General features: G+C 39.3%; 12 protein-coding genes and 3 pseudogenes. 3 read left to right on the plus strand and 12 right to left on the minus strand.

What is annotated here, in order from left to right; all coding sequences use genetic code 11:
- Positions 1–292: 292 nt before the first annotated feature.
- The 7 genes and pseudogenes from HT730_RS10695 to HT730_RS07910 all read right to left on the minus strand — a co-directional run.
- A pseudogene (locus HT730_RS10695) lies at positions 293–493 on the minus strand (hypothetical protein); the annotation flags it as partial.
- Positions 456–788 (minus strand): annotated as a pseudogene (locus tag HT730_RS10560) (hypothetical protein). The pseudogenes HT730_RS10695 and HT730_RS10560, both read right to left, overlap by 38 nt.
- Before the next feature lie 95 nt (positions 789–883).
- Positions 884–1371 (minus strand): annotated as a pseudogene (locus HT730_RS07890) (DUF1697 domain-containing protein).
- Positions 1372–1694: 323 nt separating this feature from the next.
- Positions 1695–2528, minus strand: coding sequence for a hypothetical protein (locus HT730_RS07895; RefSeq protein WP_173307272.1), 834 nt, complete (start codon positions 2526–2528; stop codon positions 1695–1697).
- Positions 2521–3639: an ATP-binding protein gene (locus HT730_RS07900; protein WP_112443750.1), complete on the minus strand. Its 1119-nt coding sequence runs from the start codon at positions 3637–3639 to the stop codon at positions 2521–2523. The genes HT730_RS07895 and HT730_RS07900 overlap by 8 nt, the downstream gene beginning before the upstream one ends.
- Before the next feature lie 157 nt (positions 3640–3796).
- Positions 3797–5785 carry an excinuclease ABC subunit UvrB gene (uvrB, locus tag HT730_RS07905; RefSeq protein WP_173307273.1) on the minus strand — a complete coding sequence of 663 codons (1989 nt, stop codon included), beginning with the start codon at positions 5783–5785 and terminating at the stop codon, positions 3797–3799.
- A 76-nt stretch (positions 5786–5861) separates the two neighbouring features.
- The gene (locus HT730_RS07910) at positions 5862–6815 is read right to left on the minus strand and encodes a CPBP family intramembrane glutamic endopeptidase (protein ID WP_138701797.1); all 954 of its coding nucleotides are present in this window, start codon (positions 6813–6815) and stop codon (positions 5862–5864) included.
- 186 nt (positions 6816–7001) lie between these two features.
- Here HT730_RS07910 and HT730_RS07915 point away from each other — a divergent pair, with 186 nt between their 5' ends.
- The 3 genes from HT730_RS07915 (at position 7002) to zwf (ending at position 11545) form a co-directional block, all read left to right on the plus strand.
- Positions 7002–9167, plus strand: coding sequence for an ABC transporter substrate-binding protein/permease (locus tag HT730_RS07915; RefSeq protein WP_173307274.1), 2166 nt, complete (start codon positions 7002–7004; stop codon positions 9165–9167).
- Positions 9167–9907 (plus strand): amino acid ABC transporter ATP-binding protein, encoded by a 741-nt coding sequence (locus HT730_RS07920; RefSeq protein WP_173307275.1) that lies wholly within the window; start codon positions 9167–9169, stop codon positions 9905–9907. Before HT730_RS07915 ends, HT730_RS07920 begins: the two co-directional genes overlap by 1 nt.
- A 150-nt stretch (positions 9908–10057) precedes the next feature.
- Positions 10058–11545: a glucose-6-phosphate dehydrogenase gene (zwf, locus tag HT730_RS07925; RefSeq protein WP_173307276.1), complete on the plus strand. Its 1488-nt coding sequence runs from the start codon at positions 10058–10060 to the stop codon at positions 11543–11545.
- A gap of 45 nt (positions 11546–11590) precedes the next feature.
- On the opposite strand, the gene ftsY is transcribed toward zwf, so the two are convergent.
- The 5 genes from ftsY to rnc are packed head-to-tail and all read right to left on the minus strand — an operon-like array spanning position 11591 to position 18721.
- Entirely contained in the window at positions 11591–12880 is a 1290-nt protein-coding gene (ftsY, locus tag HT730_RS07930) for a signal recognition particle-docking protein FtsY (RefSeq protein ID WP_173307277.1), read from the minus strand.
- 3 nt (positions 12881–12883) lie between these two features.
- Positions 12884–13702, minus strand: coding sequence for a Cof-type HAD-IIB family hydrolase (locus tag HT730_RS07935; protein ID WP_173307278.1), 819 nt, complete (start codon positions 13700–13702; stop codon positions 12884–12886).
- Complete coding sequence (locus HT730_RS07940; RefSeq protein WP_173307279.1) at positions 13702–14496, minus strand: HAD family hydrolase; 795 nt, start codon at positions 14494–14496, stop codon at positions 13702–13704. Before HT730_RS07940 ends, HT730_RS07935 begins: the two co-directional genes overlap by 1 nt.
- Entirely contained in the window at positions 14493–18032 is a 3540-nt protein-coding gene (gene smc / locus HT730_RS07945) for a chromosome segregation protein SMC (protein WP_173307280.1), read from the minus strand. The genes HT730_RS07940 and smc overlap by 4 nt, the downstream gene beginning before the upstream one ends.
- A complete protein-coding gene (gene rnc, locus HT730_RS07950) occupies positions 18023–18721 on the minus strand; it encodes a ribonuclease III (RefSeq protein ID WP_000661487.1) in 699 nt (232 codons plus the stop codon). Before rnc ends, smc begins: the two co-directional genes overlap by 10 nt.
- Between the last annotated feature and the right edge of the window lie 21 nt (positions 18722–18742).

Genomic DNA, 18742 nt, shown 5'->3' on the forward strand with positions numbered 1-18742 from the left:
AGATTTAATGACCAAGCCTGAGATAATTCTCAGGTTTTTTCGTCTCTTTTCCGAATAAATAGATAGTAGCAGTGAATCTAGTAAACCTAGATTTAATACTCTTCGAAAATCAAATTCAAACCACGTCAACGTCGCCTTGCCGTATATATGTGACTGATTCTGTCAGTTCTATCCACAACCTCAAAACAATGTTTTGAGCAACCTGCGGCTAGTTTCCTAGTTTGCACTTTGATTTTCATTGAGTATAAAGTGCGACTAGTGCATTGAATAATTCAAAAATGAGATGATATCAATGAAAATCTCTTGTCCTAAAAAAGACTATCCAAGAATGGATAAAGAAAGTCAAACAAAGAATAAAAAACCATCTATTCCACAAGACCGAAGTAAAGGATAGACCTAAAACTAACAAAATCAAATGAAAAATTTCAAAGGTTAGGAAGTTCAGATAGAGTGTTTTAAATGAAAATACCTTTGAGAAATTTGCGTCGGTAATTTTTTTCTCCTTTTTTATTATATTTTAAAATCACCATAGTAAATAATAAGGTGAAGAAAAAGATTAGATAGGTAACAATTGGAAAGCAAACATAGCGGGAATCAAAACTGATTAAAGATGGCAAAAAACATTTCCATCTTTATTTAATCAGGCTACCAAATCGAAAATAATAAAGAATAAGCACCAAGAGGAACAAGTATACATATAAAGGACTAATATAATTAAAATAACGAAGTGAAGCAGGAATGCTCTCATTACCAAAAGTTAAATATCCCACACTAATCGCAACAACTATTAAGACTAAATAATTTTAAAAAACTTCTACTACCCAATGTTTTTCCAACCAAAGACTAAACTTGTTCTCCTGAACTTTTACTTTTCTTATTTATCTTACTTCTCATTCACCAACTCCACTATCTTCTGGAAAGTCTTACCGTTTCGGAAAATTAGTTGCTTGTAGAAACTGGACTTGCGTAGTTTCTTACGGTAGTTGGACTTGAAATAGTCCTCTAGATCCACATTGCTATAAAAGAAAGCAGCCTGCCCAAAGTGCATCTGCTCCCTGTCATTTGCCCGACTACCTGCCAGCTCTTGGACACTCTCCCTATCAATCTTGGGCAGATAAAAGAGAACGTCTAGCTGAAAGGCTGTTTCAGCCTGCCATCATGTAAGTAGATTTGCTGTTTCCTTTTCAAGTATGGAAGAGTTGACAAGGACAAAAGGCAGAGGAAAATCAGAAGACCGACTGAAACAAGCCGTCAAAATCTCCCGAATCCTCTCCTTTTGCTCCTCACTATCAAAGAAAAGATTGCCACTATTGATGTAGAAAACTGGATTTTCAAAATTCAACTTAGCCAAACCGTCTTCAAATCAGACATGACAACCTTGATTTTTCCACCGACATTGATGTCACGGAGTAAAAGCTCATAATGCCTATAGTGCTCCTTTTATCTATTCAGTAAGGCTAAAATAGTAAGTTGTTTCTGATGATATTCTATTACTTCTCTTTTGAAGTTTGTTCACCGCTTCTAGACTCCACTGAGCCTAATTTTGTAATATCAATCTTTTTCACATAAGGTAATACGGTAAATATAGCACTAGTCAATAAAAATGCTAAATCTATCCAAGTTAGTTAGATTTTTCTTAATTGACAGTAGTGTTACTGTAACATCACTTCTGACAATCAATAATATAAGGAGTTTTAACTACACTCAGAAATATTTTTAAATGTAAAAGTCCAATCCCAAATTTCACAATATCGCTCTATTCCAAAAATATCAATTATAAAATGTGGAAAAGCAGATAAAATCAGAACCTGCTCCCTCTGATTAATTAATTTTTCATATTGTTTTATAAATATAGTTTCAGAATTGGAAATATCGGTTGGATTTTCAACTAAACAGAAAGAACACAATATAAAATATTGGACTAATTTTTCAATCTTCTCTTTAGAATAATCCGGATTTTTATAACACTCTGAAGATATACACTTATATTTTCTTTTGAATGTTGTACTACTACCTTTCTTCTTGACCTCATAAATATTAAACAAATGGCACAATACATTACTCCCATTTATAAAATCATCTTTAAAGCATTTTAAAGCTTCAAACATAGGATAACTAATTAGTAGCTTTCCTTTGTCAGTTGATTCATTAAAAAAGGACAAAAGTTTATTAATCTCTTTATAAACCTGATCATTCCTTTTATCTTTCTTGTAGTGGTAATGTGCATCTAAGTCAAAAAATAGAAAAATATCCGAGAACTTTTCATGATTTTCTAGCTCATCACTATACTCTATGGACTTACCTTTTAATATTTCTAGTAGGACAGGAATCGTTTCAAATTCATCCTCCTCTGGATAACTAGAAATCCTTTTATATAGATCATAAATCAATGTTCCGTAGCTCTGGACAATGATCGGAGATACATCATTTCCGTTTTGCTCCATGACTTCTTTGTGATATTGAATAAATTGGTCTATATATTTCGGTTCGTCTTTGGCTCCCTCAACAATAAATAATATATTACTCATTATCAAAACTACCTGCGCGATACATTTTTTCTATATTTTGTGCTTGACGTATTTCACGACCAGAACGATTCGCAATATTAGCAATTCTATTATTAGAAATAGTAAAATAACTATCAGGTCTTAAAATAGAGTTAGACATATTTGCAGTATTATGTGTAGTTAAAACAACTTGAACCGATGAGGATTTTAATTTATTTATTAACACTCTAGATACATTATGGTGAAAATAAGAATCAAATTCATCAATAAACAAAAATTGAATTCCATCTACTATTTGCATATACCACATGAAAAACAAAGATAAAGCTAGAGTTCCTTTAGACATAATATTAAAGAAATTAGCCTCTTTTCCCGATGGAAATTTTGCAAAAATATGTTTCGAATCATCAATCTCTTTTTCAAACAATTCATAATGAATACCAACCTCAGAAAGAAATTGTTGATAGTCTTTAACCTTATCTTTTTTAATAATCATTTCAGCAATTTGTCCACGTCCTGTCGTATATCCTTGATAGTGATTTCCATAAATTGAATCAAAGGATAACATTGAATCAACAAACTTAATAAATCTATCAAAAATAGCATCTTTTGTATCTTCTTCCTGATCACCACCTGTCGAATAAACATAGGCAAGTTTTACCAGTGATTGATCATCTCTTAATTTTTCAAAATTTATTTCACCACCATTTTTCAGATTTATTATTTTTATCTGCTCCTGCCTATCGTATTTAACAATCAATTCATTATCTATGAATAATTCTTCATATAAAATCACATCATACTCTTTTTTACAATAATTATATTTTACAATGTGATCATTGAAATTAAAGGTATAATCAAATTTGGCATACTCAGGCGTAGTTTCTAGATTTAAAAAATGTTTTTTATAATCATTAATATTTTTTTCATTATCTGTCAGATGAGTTATAATATCCATTATAGCTAAACCTAGGTTTGATTTGCCCGAAGCATTATCACCATATATAACTGCAGTAGTAAGAATATTATTTTTTACAATACTATCATTAAATGAATAATTTCCAGCTGTTAAATCAAACTCAATTTGTGATGCAAAATTTTTAAAACCTTTTACCTTAAATTTTTGTAACATTTCCATACCTCCTATTAATCGTAAAAAAATTACGGCCATTTTAATTATACAACAAATTTTCACTCAGTGCAAGATACGCCCCCCAGTATATTAAAAATGGGGCTTTATATCAGTAAAAATTGGCTAATTCATTATCACACTACATTTACGAATTCCCTTACCCCAACGCCTTGACTTCCAGCATCATATCACGAATCTGGGCAGCTAGTTCAAAGTCAAGCACTTCGACGGCTTCTTGCATTTGTTTTTCTAGTTTCTTGACGAGTTCTTTGCGTTCTTGTTTGTTGAGGCTATTGATGTCGACTTCCTTGTCCTCTTCCTTAGCAACTGCCTTGGTCACGGCAATCAGGTCACGGATTTCTTTCTTGATTGTCTGTGGTACAATACCATTCTCTTCATTATAAGCCATCTGGATTTTCCGACGACGAGCCGTTTCATCAATGGCACGTTGCATAGACTGAGTGATCGTGTCCGCATACATGATAACATGCCCTTCGCTATTACGGGCAGCACGACCAATGGTTTGGATGAGTCCACGTTCGTTACGAAGGAAACCTTCCTTGTCAGCATCGAGAATCGCTACGAGGCTCACTTCAGGAACGTCAATTCCTTCACGGAGCAGGTTGATTCCGACCAAGACATCAAAGACACCCAAGCGCAGGTCACGGATAATCTCTGTCCGCTCCAAGGTCTTGATGTCCGAGTGCATGTACTTGACCTTGATGCCCATTTCTTTAAAGTAGTCGGTCAAGTCTTCTGCCATTTTCTTGGTCAAGGTTGTGATAAAGGTTCGCTCGTTCTTTTCAACACGAGCATTGATTTCACCCAAAAGGTCATCAATCTGTCCCATAGTCGGACGGACTTCCACCTCAGGATCCAAAAGACCTGTCGGACGAATGATTTGCTCAATCACTGTCTCGGTCTGTTCATTTTCATAGTCACCAGGTGTCGCTGAAACGTAGACAATCTGATGTACATGACTTTCAAACTCTTCACGACGGAGAGGACGATTGTCCAGAGCAGACGGCAAACGGAAACCATAATTAACCAGCATTTCCTTACGAGAGCGGTCTCCATTGTACATGCCCTTGATTTGCCCCATGGTCATGTGGCTCTCATCAATCATAATTAAGAAATCATCTGGGAAGAAATCCAAGAGAGTATAAGGAGGCTCTCCTTCACTCCGTCCATCCATGTGGCGAGAATAGTTCTCAACCCCGTTGGTATAGCCCATCTCACGCAACATTTCGATATCATACTCTGTCCGCTGTTTCAAACGTTGAGCTTCTAGCAATTTGCCTTCCTTCTCAAAGACAGCTAGTTGCTCTTCTAATTCTGCTTGAATCTTTGCAATGGCAACTTCCATGTGGTCATCATTGGTCACAAAGTGAGTCGCAGGGAAAATCGCCAAATGATCCACTTCTCCCAATACCTGACCAGTCAAAGCTTCCACTTCACGAATACGGTCAATTTCGTCTCCAAAAAATTCTACTCGAAAAGCGTGTTCATCTCGGGAAGCTGGGAAAATCTCCACTACATCCCCACGAACGCGAAATCTTCCGCGTTGGAAATCAATATCATTTCGCTCAAACTGAATATCGACCAAGTCATTTAAGAGTTTATCACGAGAAATTTCAAGACCTGGACGGAGACTCACGACACTATCAGCGTATTCCTTGGGCGAACCCAAACCATAGATACAAGAGACTGAGGCCACGACAATAACATCATTACGCTCCAGAAGAGCTGAGGTGGCTGAGTGGCGGAGCTTGTCAATCTCATCATTGACAGAACTATCCTTCTCAATATAGGTATCACTAGAAGGTACATAGGCCTCTGGCTGGTAATAATCATAGTAAGACACAAAGTACTCAACTGCATTTTCAGGGAAAAATTCCTTGAACTCTCCATAGAGCTGGCCTGCTAGAGTTTTATTGTGGGCAATGACCAGAGTGGGTTTATTGACTTTGGAAATGACCTGACTCATGGTATAGGTCTTCCCTGTACCAGTCGCCCCCATCAGAATCTGAGCTTTTTCTCCCCCCTCGATATTATCAACCAACTGCTCAATAGCCTGAGGTTGGTCTCCTGAAGGTTGATATTTTGATACTAGTTTAAATTGATTGTCTGTAATGCGGTTAATCATAAGAATCCTCTCTCCATGTGCTATTCCTATTTTAGCATACTTGTAGCATTTTCACGAAGAAAAGGACGGACCGAAGTCACATCCTTTCATTTTCTTTCTTTAATTGATAAGCGAGATAAAGAATCAGCAGAAACAAAATAATACTGGACACGATGGAACCCTCAATACCAAAAGACCCACCAGATAGCCAGTCTTGATTGCCTTGTGGAGTAAATTTCATGATTGAGGTTCCTGAAGACTGACCACTAACTAATACTCCAAAGAGGTTTCCCTGTGCGAAATTCCAAGCTCCATGAATACCACCTATACCCCATATAGTATCTGTTTTAAGAAGATATAGGGACATGGCAACTCCGAATAAAAAGAGATCAATTGCAGATAAGAAAGTTATGCCTGGATTTCCTAAATGAAGTAAGGTAAAGAGACTACTAGATATGATAATAGCGACTTTAAGATTGGTTCTCTTAGCCAATTGTGGAATCAGCCAAGCACGAGTAACCAATTCTTCTGCCGTTCCTTGTAAAATCCAAAAAGGTATTGTAAATAAAGTAAAAGCTAGCGAATAAGTATCCAAGTGAATGGAGTCAAATTGATACTGCCCCAACACTACTAGTCCAGCCAAAGCAAGTATAAAGAGGGATAAACCAAGACCGTATCCTTTAAGTAAAGCACTTAAAAAATTTTCTTTATAGAATCCCAAGGTTCGAATAGGTCTTTTCTCTACTTTTCTAGTCCATCTAAACACAGTTAAGATGATAAAACCAAAGGACAGCAATTCTAAAATTAAACGAAAGTCACCTGTTTTATCCGTCAAGCTCTGATGCAAGGTCTGCAAGTAGGTTGCAAGATTTTGACCATCCTCTCCAAAATTTCTAGCAAGTCCGATGAGAGCTAACAAACTAATACCATACAGAGTATAAGCCACAAACTCTCCTATGAAGACAAAAGCAAAGGCTAACAAGGGGCTTGTGTAAATGTTTAAACTCATTTTAGAAGTTTCAAAGTCTTTTAAGATTCTTTTGTCTTTCATAACTTTATCCTCTTTTACTATATAATATACCTTTATTATAATACCTTTATTATAGCACTTCTGTTGTGTGATTCAAGACAAAACCAGAATTATGGATGTTATATTTTCTGACACAGAAATATAAAAATTTGCCTTTTTTTACTTTTTCTGATATAATGGGAAAATATTCGGAAAAGGAGACTAAAAATGAAGAAAAAATTTCTAGCATTTTTGCTAATTTTATTCCCAATTTTCTCATTAGGTATTGCCAAAGCAGAAACGATTAAGATTGTTTCTGATACCGCCTATGCACCTTTTGAGTTTAAAGATTCAGATCAAATTTATAAAGGAATTGATGTTGATATTATCAACAAAGTCGCTGAGATTAAAGGATGGAATATTCAGATGTCCTATCCTGGATTTGACGCAGCGGTCAATGCGGTTCAAGCTGGTCAAGCTGACGCTATCATGGCAGGGATGACAAAGACTAAAGAACGTGAAAAAGTTTTCACCATGTCTGATACTTACTATGATACAAAAGTTGTCATTGCTACTACAAAATCACACAAGATTAGTAAATATGACCAATTAACTGGCAAAACCGTTGGTGTTAAAAACGGAACTGCTGCCCAACGTTTTCTTGAAACAATCAAAGATAAATACGGCTTTACTATTAAAACATTTGACACTAGTGATCTGATGAACAACAGCTTGAGTACTGGTGCCATCGATGCCATGATGGATGACAAACCTGTTATCGAATATGCCATTAACCAAGGTCAAGACCTCCATATTGAAATGGATGGGGAAGCTGTAGGAAGTTTTGCTTTCGGTGTGAAAAAAGGAAGCAAATACGAGCACCTAGTTACTGAATTTAACCAAGCCTTGGCTGAAATGAAAAAAGATGGTAGTCTTGATAAAATCATCAAGAAATGGACTGCTTCATCATCTTCAGCAGTGCCAACTACAACTACTCTAGCAGGCTTAAAAGCTATTCCTGTTAAAGCTAAATATATCATTGCCAGCGATTCTTCTTTTGCACCTTTTGTTTTCCAAAATTCAAGCAACCAATACACTGGTATTGATATGGAATTGATTAAGGCAATCGCTAAAGACCAAGGTTTTGAAATTGAAATCATCAACCCTGGTTTCGATGCTGCTATCAGTGCTGTTCAAGCTGGTCAAGCTGATGGTATCATTGCTGGTATGTCTGTTACAGATGCTCGTAAGGCAACTTTTGACTTCTCAGATTCATACTACACTGCCAATACTATCCTTGGTGTCAAAGAATCAAGTACCATTGCTTCTTATGAAGATTTGAAAGGGAAGACAGTTGGTGTTAAAAACGGAACTGCTTCTCAAACCTTCCTAACAGAAAATCAAAGCAAATACGGCTACAAAATCAAAACCTTCGCTGATGGTTCGTCAATGTATGACAGTTTAAACACTGGTGCCATTGATGCCGTTATGGATGATGAGCCTGTTCTCAAATATTCTATCAGCCAAGGACAAAAATTGAAGACACCAATCGCTGGAACTCCAATCGGTGAAACAGCCTTTGCTGTTAAAAAAGGAGCAAATCCAGAATTGATTGAAATGTTCAATAACGGACTTGCAAACCTTAAAGCAAACGGAGAATTCCAAAAGATTCTTGATAAATACCTAGCTAGTGAGTCTTCAACTGCTTCAACAAGCACTGTTGATGAGACAACTATCTGGGGCTTGCTTCAAAACAACTACAAACAACTCCTTAGCGGTCTTGGTATCACTCTTGCTCTAGCTCTTATCTCATTTGCTATTGCTATTGTTATCGGAATTATCTTCGGTATGTTCAGCGTTAGCCCCTACAAATCTCTTCGTGTGATCTCTGAGATTTTCGTTGACGTTATCCGTGGTATTCCATTGATGATTCTTGCAGCCTTCATCTTCTGGGGAATTCCAAACTTCATCGAGTCTATCACAGGCCAACAAAGTCCAATTAACGACTTCGTAGCCGGTACCATTGCCCTCTCACTCAATGCAGCGGCTTATATCGCTGAGATCGTTCGTGGTGGTATTCAGGCCGTTCCTGTTGGACAAATGGAAGCCAGTCGAAGCTTGGGTATCTCTTATGGAAAAACCATGCGTAAGATTATCTTGCCACAAGCAACTAAATTGATGTTGCCAAACTTTGTTAACCAATTCGTTATCGCTCTGAAAGATACAACTATCGTATCTGCTATCGGTTTGGTTGAACTCTTCCAAACCGGTAAGATTATCATTGCCCGTAACTACCAAAGTTTCAAGATGTATGCAATCCTTGCTATCTTCTATCTTGTAATTATCACGCTTTTGACTAAACTAGCGAAACGCTTAGAAAAGAGGATTCGTTAATGGCAAAATTAAAAATTGATGTAAATGATTTACACAAAAGCTACGGAAAAAATGAAGTTTTAAAAGGAATTACGACCAAGTTCTATGAAGGAGATGTTGTTTGTATCATCGGTCCTTCGGGTTCTGGTAAGTCAACTTTCCTTCGTAGCCTAAATCTTTTAGAAGAAGTTACGAGCGGTCACATCACTGTGAACGGTTATGACTTAACTGAAAAAACAACCAACGTTGACCACGTCCGTGAAAATATCGGAATGGTTTTCCAACACTTCAACCTCTTCCCACATATGTCTGTTTTGGACAACATCACCTTTGCTCCTATTGAGCACAAGTTGACGACTAAGGAAGAAGCTGAAAAATTGGGAATGGAGTTGCTTGAAAAGGTTGGACTAGCAGATAAGGCTAAGGCCTGTCCAGATAGCCTGTCAGGTGGTCAAAAACAACGTGTAGCCATCGCTCGTGGACTTGCAATGAATCCAGACATCATGCTCTTTGATGAACCAACTTCTGCCCTTGACCCTGAAATGGTCGGAGACGTACTAAACGTTATGAAGGAATTGGCTGAGCAAGGTATGACCATGATTATCGTAACCCATGAGATGGGATTTGCTCGTCAGGTTGCCAACCGAGTTATCTTTACTGCAGATGGCGAGTTCCTAGAAGACGGAACACCTGATCAAATCTTTGATAACCCTCAACACCCACGTCTGAAAGATTTCTTGGACAAGGTCTTAAACGTTTAAATGCAAACTGTAAGGATTTCCTTGCAGTTTTTTTCTATCTCGTATTGGAATTTTTGATTTTTCGGAAAATTATGTTAGAATTAAGTTTATGAAATGAGGTTTCCTCATACCTAGCAAAACTAGGAATAAAAATAGAAATTAGGTAGCTAGATGTCATCTAAGGTTATTGTTACAATTTTCGGTGCGAGTGGAGACCTGGCTAAACGCAAGCTCTACCCTTCCCTATTTAGACTATATAAATCCGGCAATCTTTCCAAACATTTTGCCGTCATTGGAACTGCCCGTCGTCCTTGGAGCAAGGAATATTTTGAATCTGTTGTAGTCGAATCGATCCTTGATTTGGCAGATAGTACCGAACAGGCTCAAGAGTTCGCTAGCCACTTCTACTATCAAAGTCATGATGTCAATGATACAGAACACTATATTGCTCTACGTCAATTGCAGGCTGAACTAAATGACAAGTACCGAGCTGAACACAACAAGCTCTTCTTCTTATCTATGGCACCTCAGTTCTTTGGAACTATTGCCAAACACCTCAAGTCTGAAAATATCGTAGATGGAAAAGGTTTTGAGCGCTTAATCGTTGAAAAACCATTTGGTACAGATTACGCAACTGCAAGCAAGTTGAATGATGAACTCCTGGCAACATTTGACGAAGAACAAATTTTCCGTATCGACCATTATCTTGGTAAGGAAATGATTCAAAGCATCTTTGCAGTTCGCTTTGCAAACTTGATTTTTGAAAATGTTTGGAATAAGGACTTTATCGACAATGTTCAAATTACCTTTGCTGAGCGCTTGGGTGTAGAAGAACGTGGGGGATACTATGACCAATCTGGTGCCCTCCGTGACATGGTACAGAACCACACTCTACAACTGCTTTCCCTCCTTGCCATGGACAAGCCAGCAAACTTCACAAAGGACGAGATTCGTGCTGAGAAGATTAAGGTCTTTAAAAACCTCTATCATCCAACTGATGAAGAGCTTAAAGAACACTTTATCCGTGGTCAATACCGTTCAGGTAAGATTGATGGCATGAAATACATCTCTTATCGTAGCGAGCCAAATGTAAATCCAGAATCAACAACTGAAACCTTTGCATCTGGTGCCTTCTTTGTAGACAGCGATCGCTTCCGTGGTGTTCCTTTCTTCTTCCGTACTGGTAAACGTCTGACTGAAAAAGGAACTCATGTCAACATCGTCTTTAAACAAATGGATTCTATATTTGGAGAACCACTTGCTCCAAATATTTTGACCATCTATATCCAACCAACAGAAGGCTTCTCTCTTAGCCTAAATGGGAAGCAAGTAGGAGAAGAATTCAACTTGGCTCCTAACTCACTTGATTACCGTACAGATGCAACAGCAACTGGTGCTTCTCCAGAACCATACGAGAAATTGATTTATGATGTCCTAAATAACAACTCAACTAACTTTAGCCACTGGGATGAAGTTGGTGCGTCATGGAAATTGATTGACCGTATCGAAGAGCTCTGGGCTGAAAATGGTGCCCCACTTCATGACTATAAAGCTGGAAGCATGGGACCTCAAGCCAGCTTTGACTTACTTGAAAAATTTGGTGCTAAATGGACTTGGCAACCAGATATCGCCTATCGTCAAGATGGTCGTTTAGAATAAAAAAATTTCCTGCAAGTTTGTTCCTTGCAGGATTTTTGTTTCTGATTAGATTAAGCCTTCCAAGAGACCCTTCATAAAGTTTTCTGAATTAAACTCTCCAATATCATCGATTTTTTCACCAAAACCAATCAATTTTACAGGAATATTGAGTTCTTCTCGGATGGCTAGAACAACACCACCTCGAGCAGTTCCATCAATCTTAGTCAAGACAATTCCTGTCAAAGGGGTAATTTTTGAAAATTCCTTGGCCTGTACAAGAGCATTTTGACCTGTTGATGCATCCAGAGCCAAGAAAGTTTCATGCGGCGCTTCTGGCACAACACGTTTGATGATACGACCAATCTTTTCCAACTCAGCCATAAGGTTATCCTTGTTTTGCAAACGACCAGCAGTATCAATCATGAGAATATCGATACCTTCAGACACGGCACGTTCCATGCCATCAAAGACTACGCTGGCTGGGTCAGCTTTTTCAGGTCCAGTCACAACTGGAACATCCACACGGCGTCCCCATTCTGCTAATTGGGCAACGGCACCAGCACGGAAGGTATCTGCCGCAACTAGCATGACCTTCTTCCCAGCTTGTTTGTAGCGGTGGGCTAGTTTTCCGATAGAAGTTGTTTTCCCAACACCATTCACACCAACAAAGAGCATGACTGTCAAGCCATCTTGGAAGTGGATACGTTCATCATAGTTGCCATCCTTTTCATAAAGCTCAACCAATTTCTCAATAATGACACGGCGTAGTGCATCAGGTTTCTTGGCGTTTTCAAGCTTGGCTTCGTAGCGTAACTCATCTGTTAAGTTAGAAGCGACCTGTACACCAACGTCACTCATGATCAGCAGTTCTTCCAATTCTTCGAAGAATTCTTCATCGACAGAACGGAAGTTGGCAAAGAAGGCGTTCAAGCGAGCACCGAAGCCCGTACGAGTCTTCTTAAGACTGCGGTCATATTTTTCCTGAACGGTTTCTTCTGCTTGAGGAGTTTCTGCTTCAAGAACTTCAGAACTATTTTCTTCTACAGTTTCTATGAGCTCAGAATTCTCTTCCTCTGTGACTTCTTGTGAGTTTGGAAATTCTTCGACTTCTTCTTGAGAAACTTCTACAACTGATTCTGAATTATAATTTTCTTCAACTGTGTCTTGGATTTCCTCTTCTTCAAACACAGCTTCTTCAGAACTTTCAACCTCTGCTTCTTCTTGAGGAACTTCCTCAACTTCTGTAAGAGCAGGCTCAGTATCTTCAGACAAATCAAGATTTTCTAGAGCTTCTTTTACAACTTCTTCGATTTTAGGTTCTTCTTTTTTTCCGAATAGACGGTCAAATAATCCCATATCTTAGTTCTCCTTTAGCACATATTCTTCGATAGCCCAAGCAACAGCCTCTTCATCATTGATCATTGGCGTCACTACATTTGCGACTGCCTTGACTTCAGGAACAGCGTTTTGCATGGCAACACCGAGCCCTGCCCATTCAATCATAGAAAGGTCATTTGCCTCGTCACCACATGCCATGACTTGGCTTTGGTCGATTCCAAGATGGCTGATTAGTTTTGCCAAACCTGTTGCTTTATGAACATTCTTTGGTGACCACTCTAGCAACATTTCACGTGATTTAAAGATTTCATATTGGTCAAACAATTCTGGAGAAATCTTCTGAATGGCTGCATCCAAGGGTTCTTGAGCAAAAGCAGTCACGCATTTGTTGTAAGTCATTTGACTAGATAGGTCTTCAAAGGCCACTGGAACAAAGGTCAATGCTGGATTGAATTTGGCATAAAGACTTTCTTGGTCAGATTGGATTTGATAAACAGTTCCTTCTGAGATAGCATCAAGAGGCAGTGATAATTTCTCTGTTTCTTCATACAAACGTGCCACATCATCATATGAAAAGACTGTCTTATCAAGGATTTCACCTGTATTCTTCTGAACCAAACCACCATTAAAAGTAATGGTATACTCATCTTCCTGACCGTCAGTCCCTAGCTCATGGAGAAAGAAATCCATAGCTTTTAAGGGACGACCAGTTGTCAGTACGACCTTGATACCACGATCACGCGCAGCTTTCAAGGTTGCCTTGGTTCGATCCGTCAGCTTTTTATCAGTAGTCAGCAAGGTCCCATCCAAGTCCAATGCAATCAATTTTATATCTGCCATTATAAGCCCTCCATATAAGCTATAACCGACTGGTCTTTATGGTGACCAATCACAGTCTCTGCTAATTCTAAAATTTCTGGTCGTGCATTTTCAGGAGCTACAGGATGTCCCACAACCTGCATCATATGCAAGTCATTTAGATTGTCTCCAAAAGCCATAACCTGATCCATTGTGATACCAAGTTTTTTAGCCAATTCAACAATAGCCACACCCTTATCGACATAGTCCAGAACAATATCAATGGATTCAAAGCCAGTTGTCATGGCCTTAACACCAGGGACATTTTCGTTTACCCAAGCTTCACCAGCTTCTAGCATTTCTTCTGTGAAGTTGGTTGTAAATTTGAAAATGTCATCTGTGATATCTTCCAAACTCGCTACTTTTTGGATATTTTCATTATAATGCTGACTCACTTTCAAATAGGTCTCATCAACCGTATCTAGCACATAAGAGCCTTTTTTCCCAGTCAAGAGCAGTTTATTGATATCTACATAAGGTGACGTTTTCAGCTTTTCAAAAGTTGCCAGATAAAAATCACGAGACATGGTCGCTTCATACAAGTCTTGACCTCGATACTCTACCAAACTACCATTTTCCGCGATAAAAATAATGTCATCACGAACATCAGCAAATAATTTTTCTAGAGATAGAAATCCGCGCCCCGAGGCCACCGCAAAGTAAATCCCTTTTTCCTTGTAGGAAACCAAGAGAGACTTGAGGCGGTCCATATCAAAGCGCCCACTCCCATCTAGGAAGGTTCCGTCCATATCCGTTGCTACTAGTTTAATTGTCATCCTTCAATACTTTCTAAATCTTTTAACTTAACCGAAACAATTTTTGAGACACCTGATTCTTGCATGGTCACTCCATAGATAGAATCAGCCGCTGCCATGGTTCCCTTACGGTGGGTTACGACGATAAACTGGCTATCCTTGTCAAATCGATTGAGGTAATCCCCAAAACGTTTTACATTGGCTTCATCCAGCGCAGCTTCCACCTCATCCAAGATGACAAATGGAATGGTCTTGACACGGATAATGGAGAAGAGCAAGGCAAGAGCCGATAAAGCTTTTTCACCACCACTCATAAGGTTTAGAGACTGAATTTTCTTACCTGGCGGTTGAACAGAAATCTCAACCCCAGCTGTCAGCAAGTCTCCCTCAGTCAATATCAAGTCTGCCTGACCTCCGCCAAACATCTGTTTGAAGGTCACTTTAAAGGACTCACGAATAGCTTCAAAGGTTGATTTAAAGCGTTCCTTGACCTCATCATTCATCTCTGTAATGGTCTCAAGGAGCAGGTTTTTCGCTGACAAAATGTCATCACGTTGGCTATTCAAGAAATCCAGACGATTGTGGACTTCTTCGTACTGTTCAATAGCATCCAAATTGACAGGACCCAGTGAGCGAATAGCCTTCCCTAAATCCTGCACCTCTTGCTCTGCCAGATTGAGATTTTCCAACTCATGCGCCTTTTCTAGAGCTTCAGTATAGCTAATCTGATACTGGTCTGTTAATTGATTTTGTAAATGACGCAAGCGCTCGCTGACCTTTTCTTTCTTAGCTTCAGCACGAGTTTGCTTGCGAATCCACTCTTCATTCTGCTGGCGAGCCTGATCCAAATGACTAGCAATATCATCCAGTTGACCCTCAATATCATCCAACTCAAACTGCTTGCGAATCAAACCTTGTTGGAGATTTGTTTTCTGAGTTTTGGCTTCTTCGACCTGCTGACTGAGCAAATCCGTATCAACTTTCTCAAGATTGTCAACTTTTTCTTGAAGAAGGCGCTGGATTTCCTCTTGTTCGATATTCAGTTTGTCCAATTCCTTGCCTAAACGCTCAATATCAGCTACTTCATAACGCTTTTGTCCTTGCAGTTCTGTCTTAAACAAGCGAGCTTGTGCTAGCTCTTCCTGCAAGTTTTGATAGCGTTCTTGGATGGCGTTTTTATTAGACTTAATCTCTTCAATCTCAGCTTCCAGATTTTTCTTGTCACTGGCGATTGCAGCAAGGCGCTCTTGGCATTTTTCCTTATCCGCTTGCCAATCTCCCTCAGAAAGACGATTTAATTCCTCTTCTTGGAGTTTCCAAAGAGTTTCCAGTTCTTCAACTTGCTGACTGGTCTGCTGATAAGTGAGGGACAAGGCTTGCTCCTGAATACGAGCCTGCTCTCCTTGAGATTTGATAGCTTCTAATCTTTCTGTCAATGCAGTCATCTCATTTTGCAAGATCTTCAAACTCACCTCTTCTGTACGCAAGCTTGCTTCTTCTTCAGCAATTTCTTTTTGTAATTGCTCCAGCTCTGGCTTGATAAAAATACTATTATTCTGGCGATTAGCTCCACCTGCGTAAGAACCACCTGTGCGCAACTCTGTACCGTCCAAAGTCACCATACGAACCTGATAACGAACCTGGCGAGCTGCTGCACGCGCATGCTCTACAGTATCAAAAATAGCGGTCGTAGCTAGCAAGTTCTTGAAAATAGCTTCCAACCTATTATCGAAAGTAACCAGCTCATCTGCCATCCCAAGGAAACCTGGACTTGCAGCGATAGCATCTTGATTCTGACTAGAAATCGTACGCGCCTTGATCGTTGTCAAAGGAAGGAAGGTCGCGCGACCGGCTCTGTTTCGTTTGAGGAAATCAATCGCCTTGGTTGCTGACTCTTCATCTTCTACGATGATATGCTGGCTACTCGCCCCTAAGGCAATCTCTAGAGCAGTTTGATAATGCACATCAAAGGCCAGATGCTCACTGACTGCCCCAATAATCCCACCAAGGCGGTCTTTTTCTTGGAGAACACTCTTAACACCTGCATAAAAGTTACTATGATTTCTCAAGATATTTTCCAAACTTTGGGCTCTAGCCTGTTTGTTCTTGAGATTATCCAGACGGTCAAAGAGTTGACTTTGTTGAACTTGATAGGAAGCTTTCTGCTCCTCTTGTTCCTTGGCAATAGCTTGGTAGTCGGTCAATAATTTCTGAACCTGTTCCTTGGCAGTTTCAAGCTCTTCCTTTTGCTGACTAGCCTTCTCTTTAGCTGTAGCCAGTTGTTCTTTGAGTTTTTGTAGTTGATCTGCTTGTTTTTGAGAAAGCTGACGACTATTTTCCAACTCGTTTTCGATACGGGTCAACTGGTTTGAGGCATCTGCTTCTTCCTGTAAAAGCGCCACAAAGCGTTCACGTAAAAGTTCAATCATCTGATCAGGATCATCTGAAAAAGCTAGCAATTCAGCTTCTAAACGATTGAGTTTTTGATTATTTTGGACTAGATTTTCCTCTAACAGAGCTAAAGAGCTTTCTTTATCAGATTTTTCTTGGCTGAGTAAATTTCTCTTATCCTCCAAAGCAGCCAAACGAGCTTGTGCTTCCTGTTGATTGAGGGCTACTTGCTCAGATTCCAGTTTCGATAGGGCTAATTTTCTCTCTAAATCACTAATCAGACTAGTCAAATCCATCAAACTGCCTTGGTCTTTGGCCATTTCAGCCTGTAAATCTTGACGTTGCTTCTTGAGATTCTGATTTTCTTCTTCTAATTTTTCCCGCTTTTGGTAGTAGCTCGTCAAGAGTTCCTGAACCTGAGCCAACTCTTCTTCTGTCGACTCTAGTTCATCCTTATTTTCCTTGATTTGAGCAACCAAAACATCCAAGTAAATAGCCTTACGTTGGCCTTCCAAGTCTAGAAACTTACGAGCATTTTCAGCTTGCTTCTCAAGAGGCTTGATTTGATTATCCAACTCGTAGATAATGTCTTCAAGACGATCTAGATTATCCTGAGTTTGTTGCAGTTTACTCTCCGTTTCTTTTCTGCGAGTCTTGTATTTCAAAACTCCAGCAGCTTCTTCGAAAATGGCACGACGTTCCTCAGGCTTGGAATTAAAAATCTCCTCAACCTTCCCTTGGGAAATGATAGAGAAGGAATCTCGTCCCAAACCAGTATCCAAGAAAAGGTCATGAATATCACGCAGACGGACTTTCTTGCCGTCAATCTTGTATTCGCTATCTCCACTACGATAGATATGGCGTTCCACCCTAATTTCTTGACCTGCGTCCTTGATAAATCCGTCATGATTATCCAGAGTCACAACTACAGAAGCATAATTGAGCGGTTTGCGACTTTCGGTACCAGCAAAGATGACATCTGGCATCTTGCCACCACGGAGACTCTTGACACTAGACTCCCCCAAGGCCCAACGCAGACTTTCTGTAATATTGGACTTTCCAGATCCATTGGGTCCAACGACTGCCGTCACACCTTGGTCAAAGACGACCTTGGTCTTGTCAGCAAAAGACTTGAATCCCTGAATTTCAATTTCCTTTAAATACATGAATCCAGCCCTTTCTCAACGGCATTTTTGGCAGCTTCCTGCTCTGCTAGTTTCTTAGAACGACCTTGACCTTGACCAATACTCTTACCTTCAACCAGAACTTCTACATCAAAGACCTTATCGTGGGCAGGACCCGTTTCAGAAATCACCTGATAACGAATAGCCACATCGCCATTGACCTGAAGTAACTCTTGGAGATGGGTTTTGTAATCTGTAATCATCTCAAATTCGCCTGCTTCAACCTTAGGAATCATGACTTGGTAGATAAATTCCTTGACCTTGGCCACATCCTTGTCCAAAAGGAGAGCACCAAGAAAGGCTTCGAAGGCATCACCAAGAATGGTGTCACGATTGCGTCCACCAGACTTTTCTTCCCCTTTACCAAGTTTGATAAACTGATCAAACTGGCAATCACGCGCAAAACCAGCCAAACTTTCCTCGCGGACAATCATAGCACGAAGTTTGGACAAATCCCCCTCAGGCTTTTTAGGATATTTTTTATACAAATATTCTGAAATCAATAACTGTAGAACAGCGTCTCCTAAAAATTCCAAGCGTTCATTGTGTGAAATTTTTAAGAGGCGGTGCTCATTGGCATAACTCGTATGAGTAAAGGCAGTCTCCAGTAAATTTTTGTCTGCAAATTCGATTGCAAAATGGTTCTTTAGTACAGTTTGTAATTCTTTCATACCAACCTCTTTCTAACTGAT

The organism is Streptococcus sp. k-628 (genome assembly GCF_013277475.1).
Classification (GTDB): Bacteria; Bacillota; Bacilli; order Lactobacillales; family Streptococcaceae; genus Streptococcus.

What these genes read in the sequence shown, in the direction of transcription:
- HT730_RS07940 (WP_173307279.1), bottom strand. Translation starts at nt 14,496, where the DNA reads ATGACAATTAAACTAGTAGCAACGGATATGGACGGAACCTTCCTAGAT.
- zwf (WP_173307276.1), top strand. Translation starts at nt 10,058, where the DNA reads ATGTCATCTAAGGTTATTGTTACAATTTTCGGTGCGAGTGGAGACCTG.
- HT730_RS07895 (WP_173307272.1), bottom strand. Translation starts at nt 2,528, where the DNA reads ATGAGTAATATATTATTTATTGTTGAGGGAGCCAAAGACGAACCGAAA.
- HT730_RS07920 (WP_173307275.1), top strand. Translation starts at nt 9,167, where the DNA reads ATGGCAAAATTAAAAATTGATGTAAATGATTTACACAAAAGCTACGGA.
- HT730_RS07910 (WP_138701797.1), bottom strand. Translation starts at nt 6,815, where the DNA reads ATGAAAGACAAAAGAATCTTAAAAGACTTTGAAACTTCTAAAATGAGT.
- HT730_RS07935 (WP_173307278.1), bottom strand. Translation starts at nt 13,702, where the DNA reads ATGGCAGATATAAAATTGATTGCATTGGACTTGGATGGGACCTTGCTG.
- smc (WP_173307280.1), bottom strand. Translation starts at nt 18,032, where the DNA reads ATGTATTTAAAGGAAATTGAAATTCAGGGATTCAAGTCTTTTGCTGAC.
- HT730_RS07900 (WP_112443750.1), bottom strand. Translation starts at nt 3,639, where the DNA reads ATGTTACAAAAATTTAAGGTAAAAGGTTTTAAAAATTTTGCATCACAA.
- rnc (WP_000661487.1), bottom strand. Translation starts at nt 18,721, where the DNA reads ATGAAAGAATTACAAACTGTACTAAAGAACCATTTTGCAATCGAATTT.
- ftsY (WP_173307277.1), bottom strand. Translation starts at nt 12,880, where the DNA reads ATGGGATTATTTGACCGTCTATTCGGAAAAAAAGAAGAACCTAAAATC.
- uvrB (WP_173307273.1), bottom strand. Translation starts at nt 5,785, where the DNA reads ATGATTAACCGCATTACAGACAATCAATTTAAACTAGTATCAAAATAT.
- HT730_RS07915 (WP_173307274.1), top strand. Translation starts at nt 7,002, where the DNA reads ATGAAGAAAAAATTTCTAGCATTTTTGCTAATTTTATTCCCAATTTTC.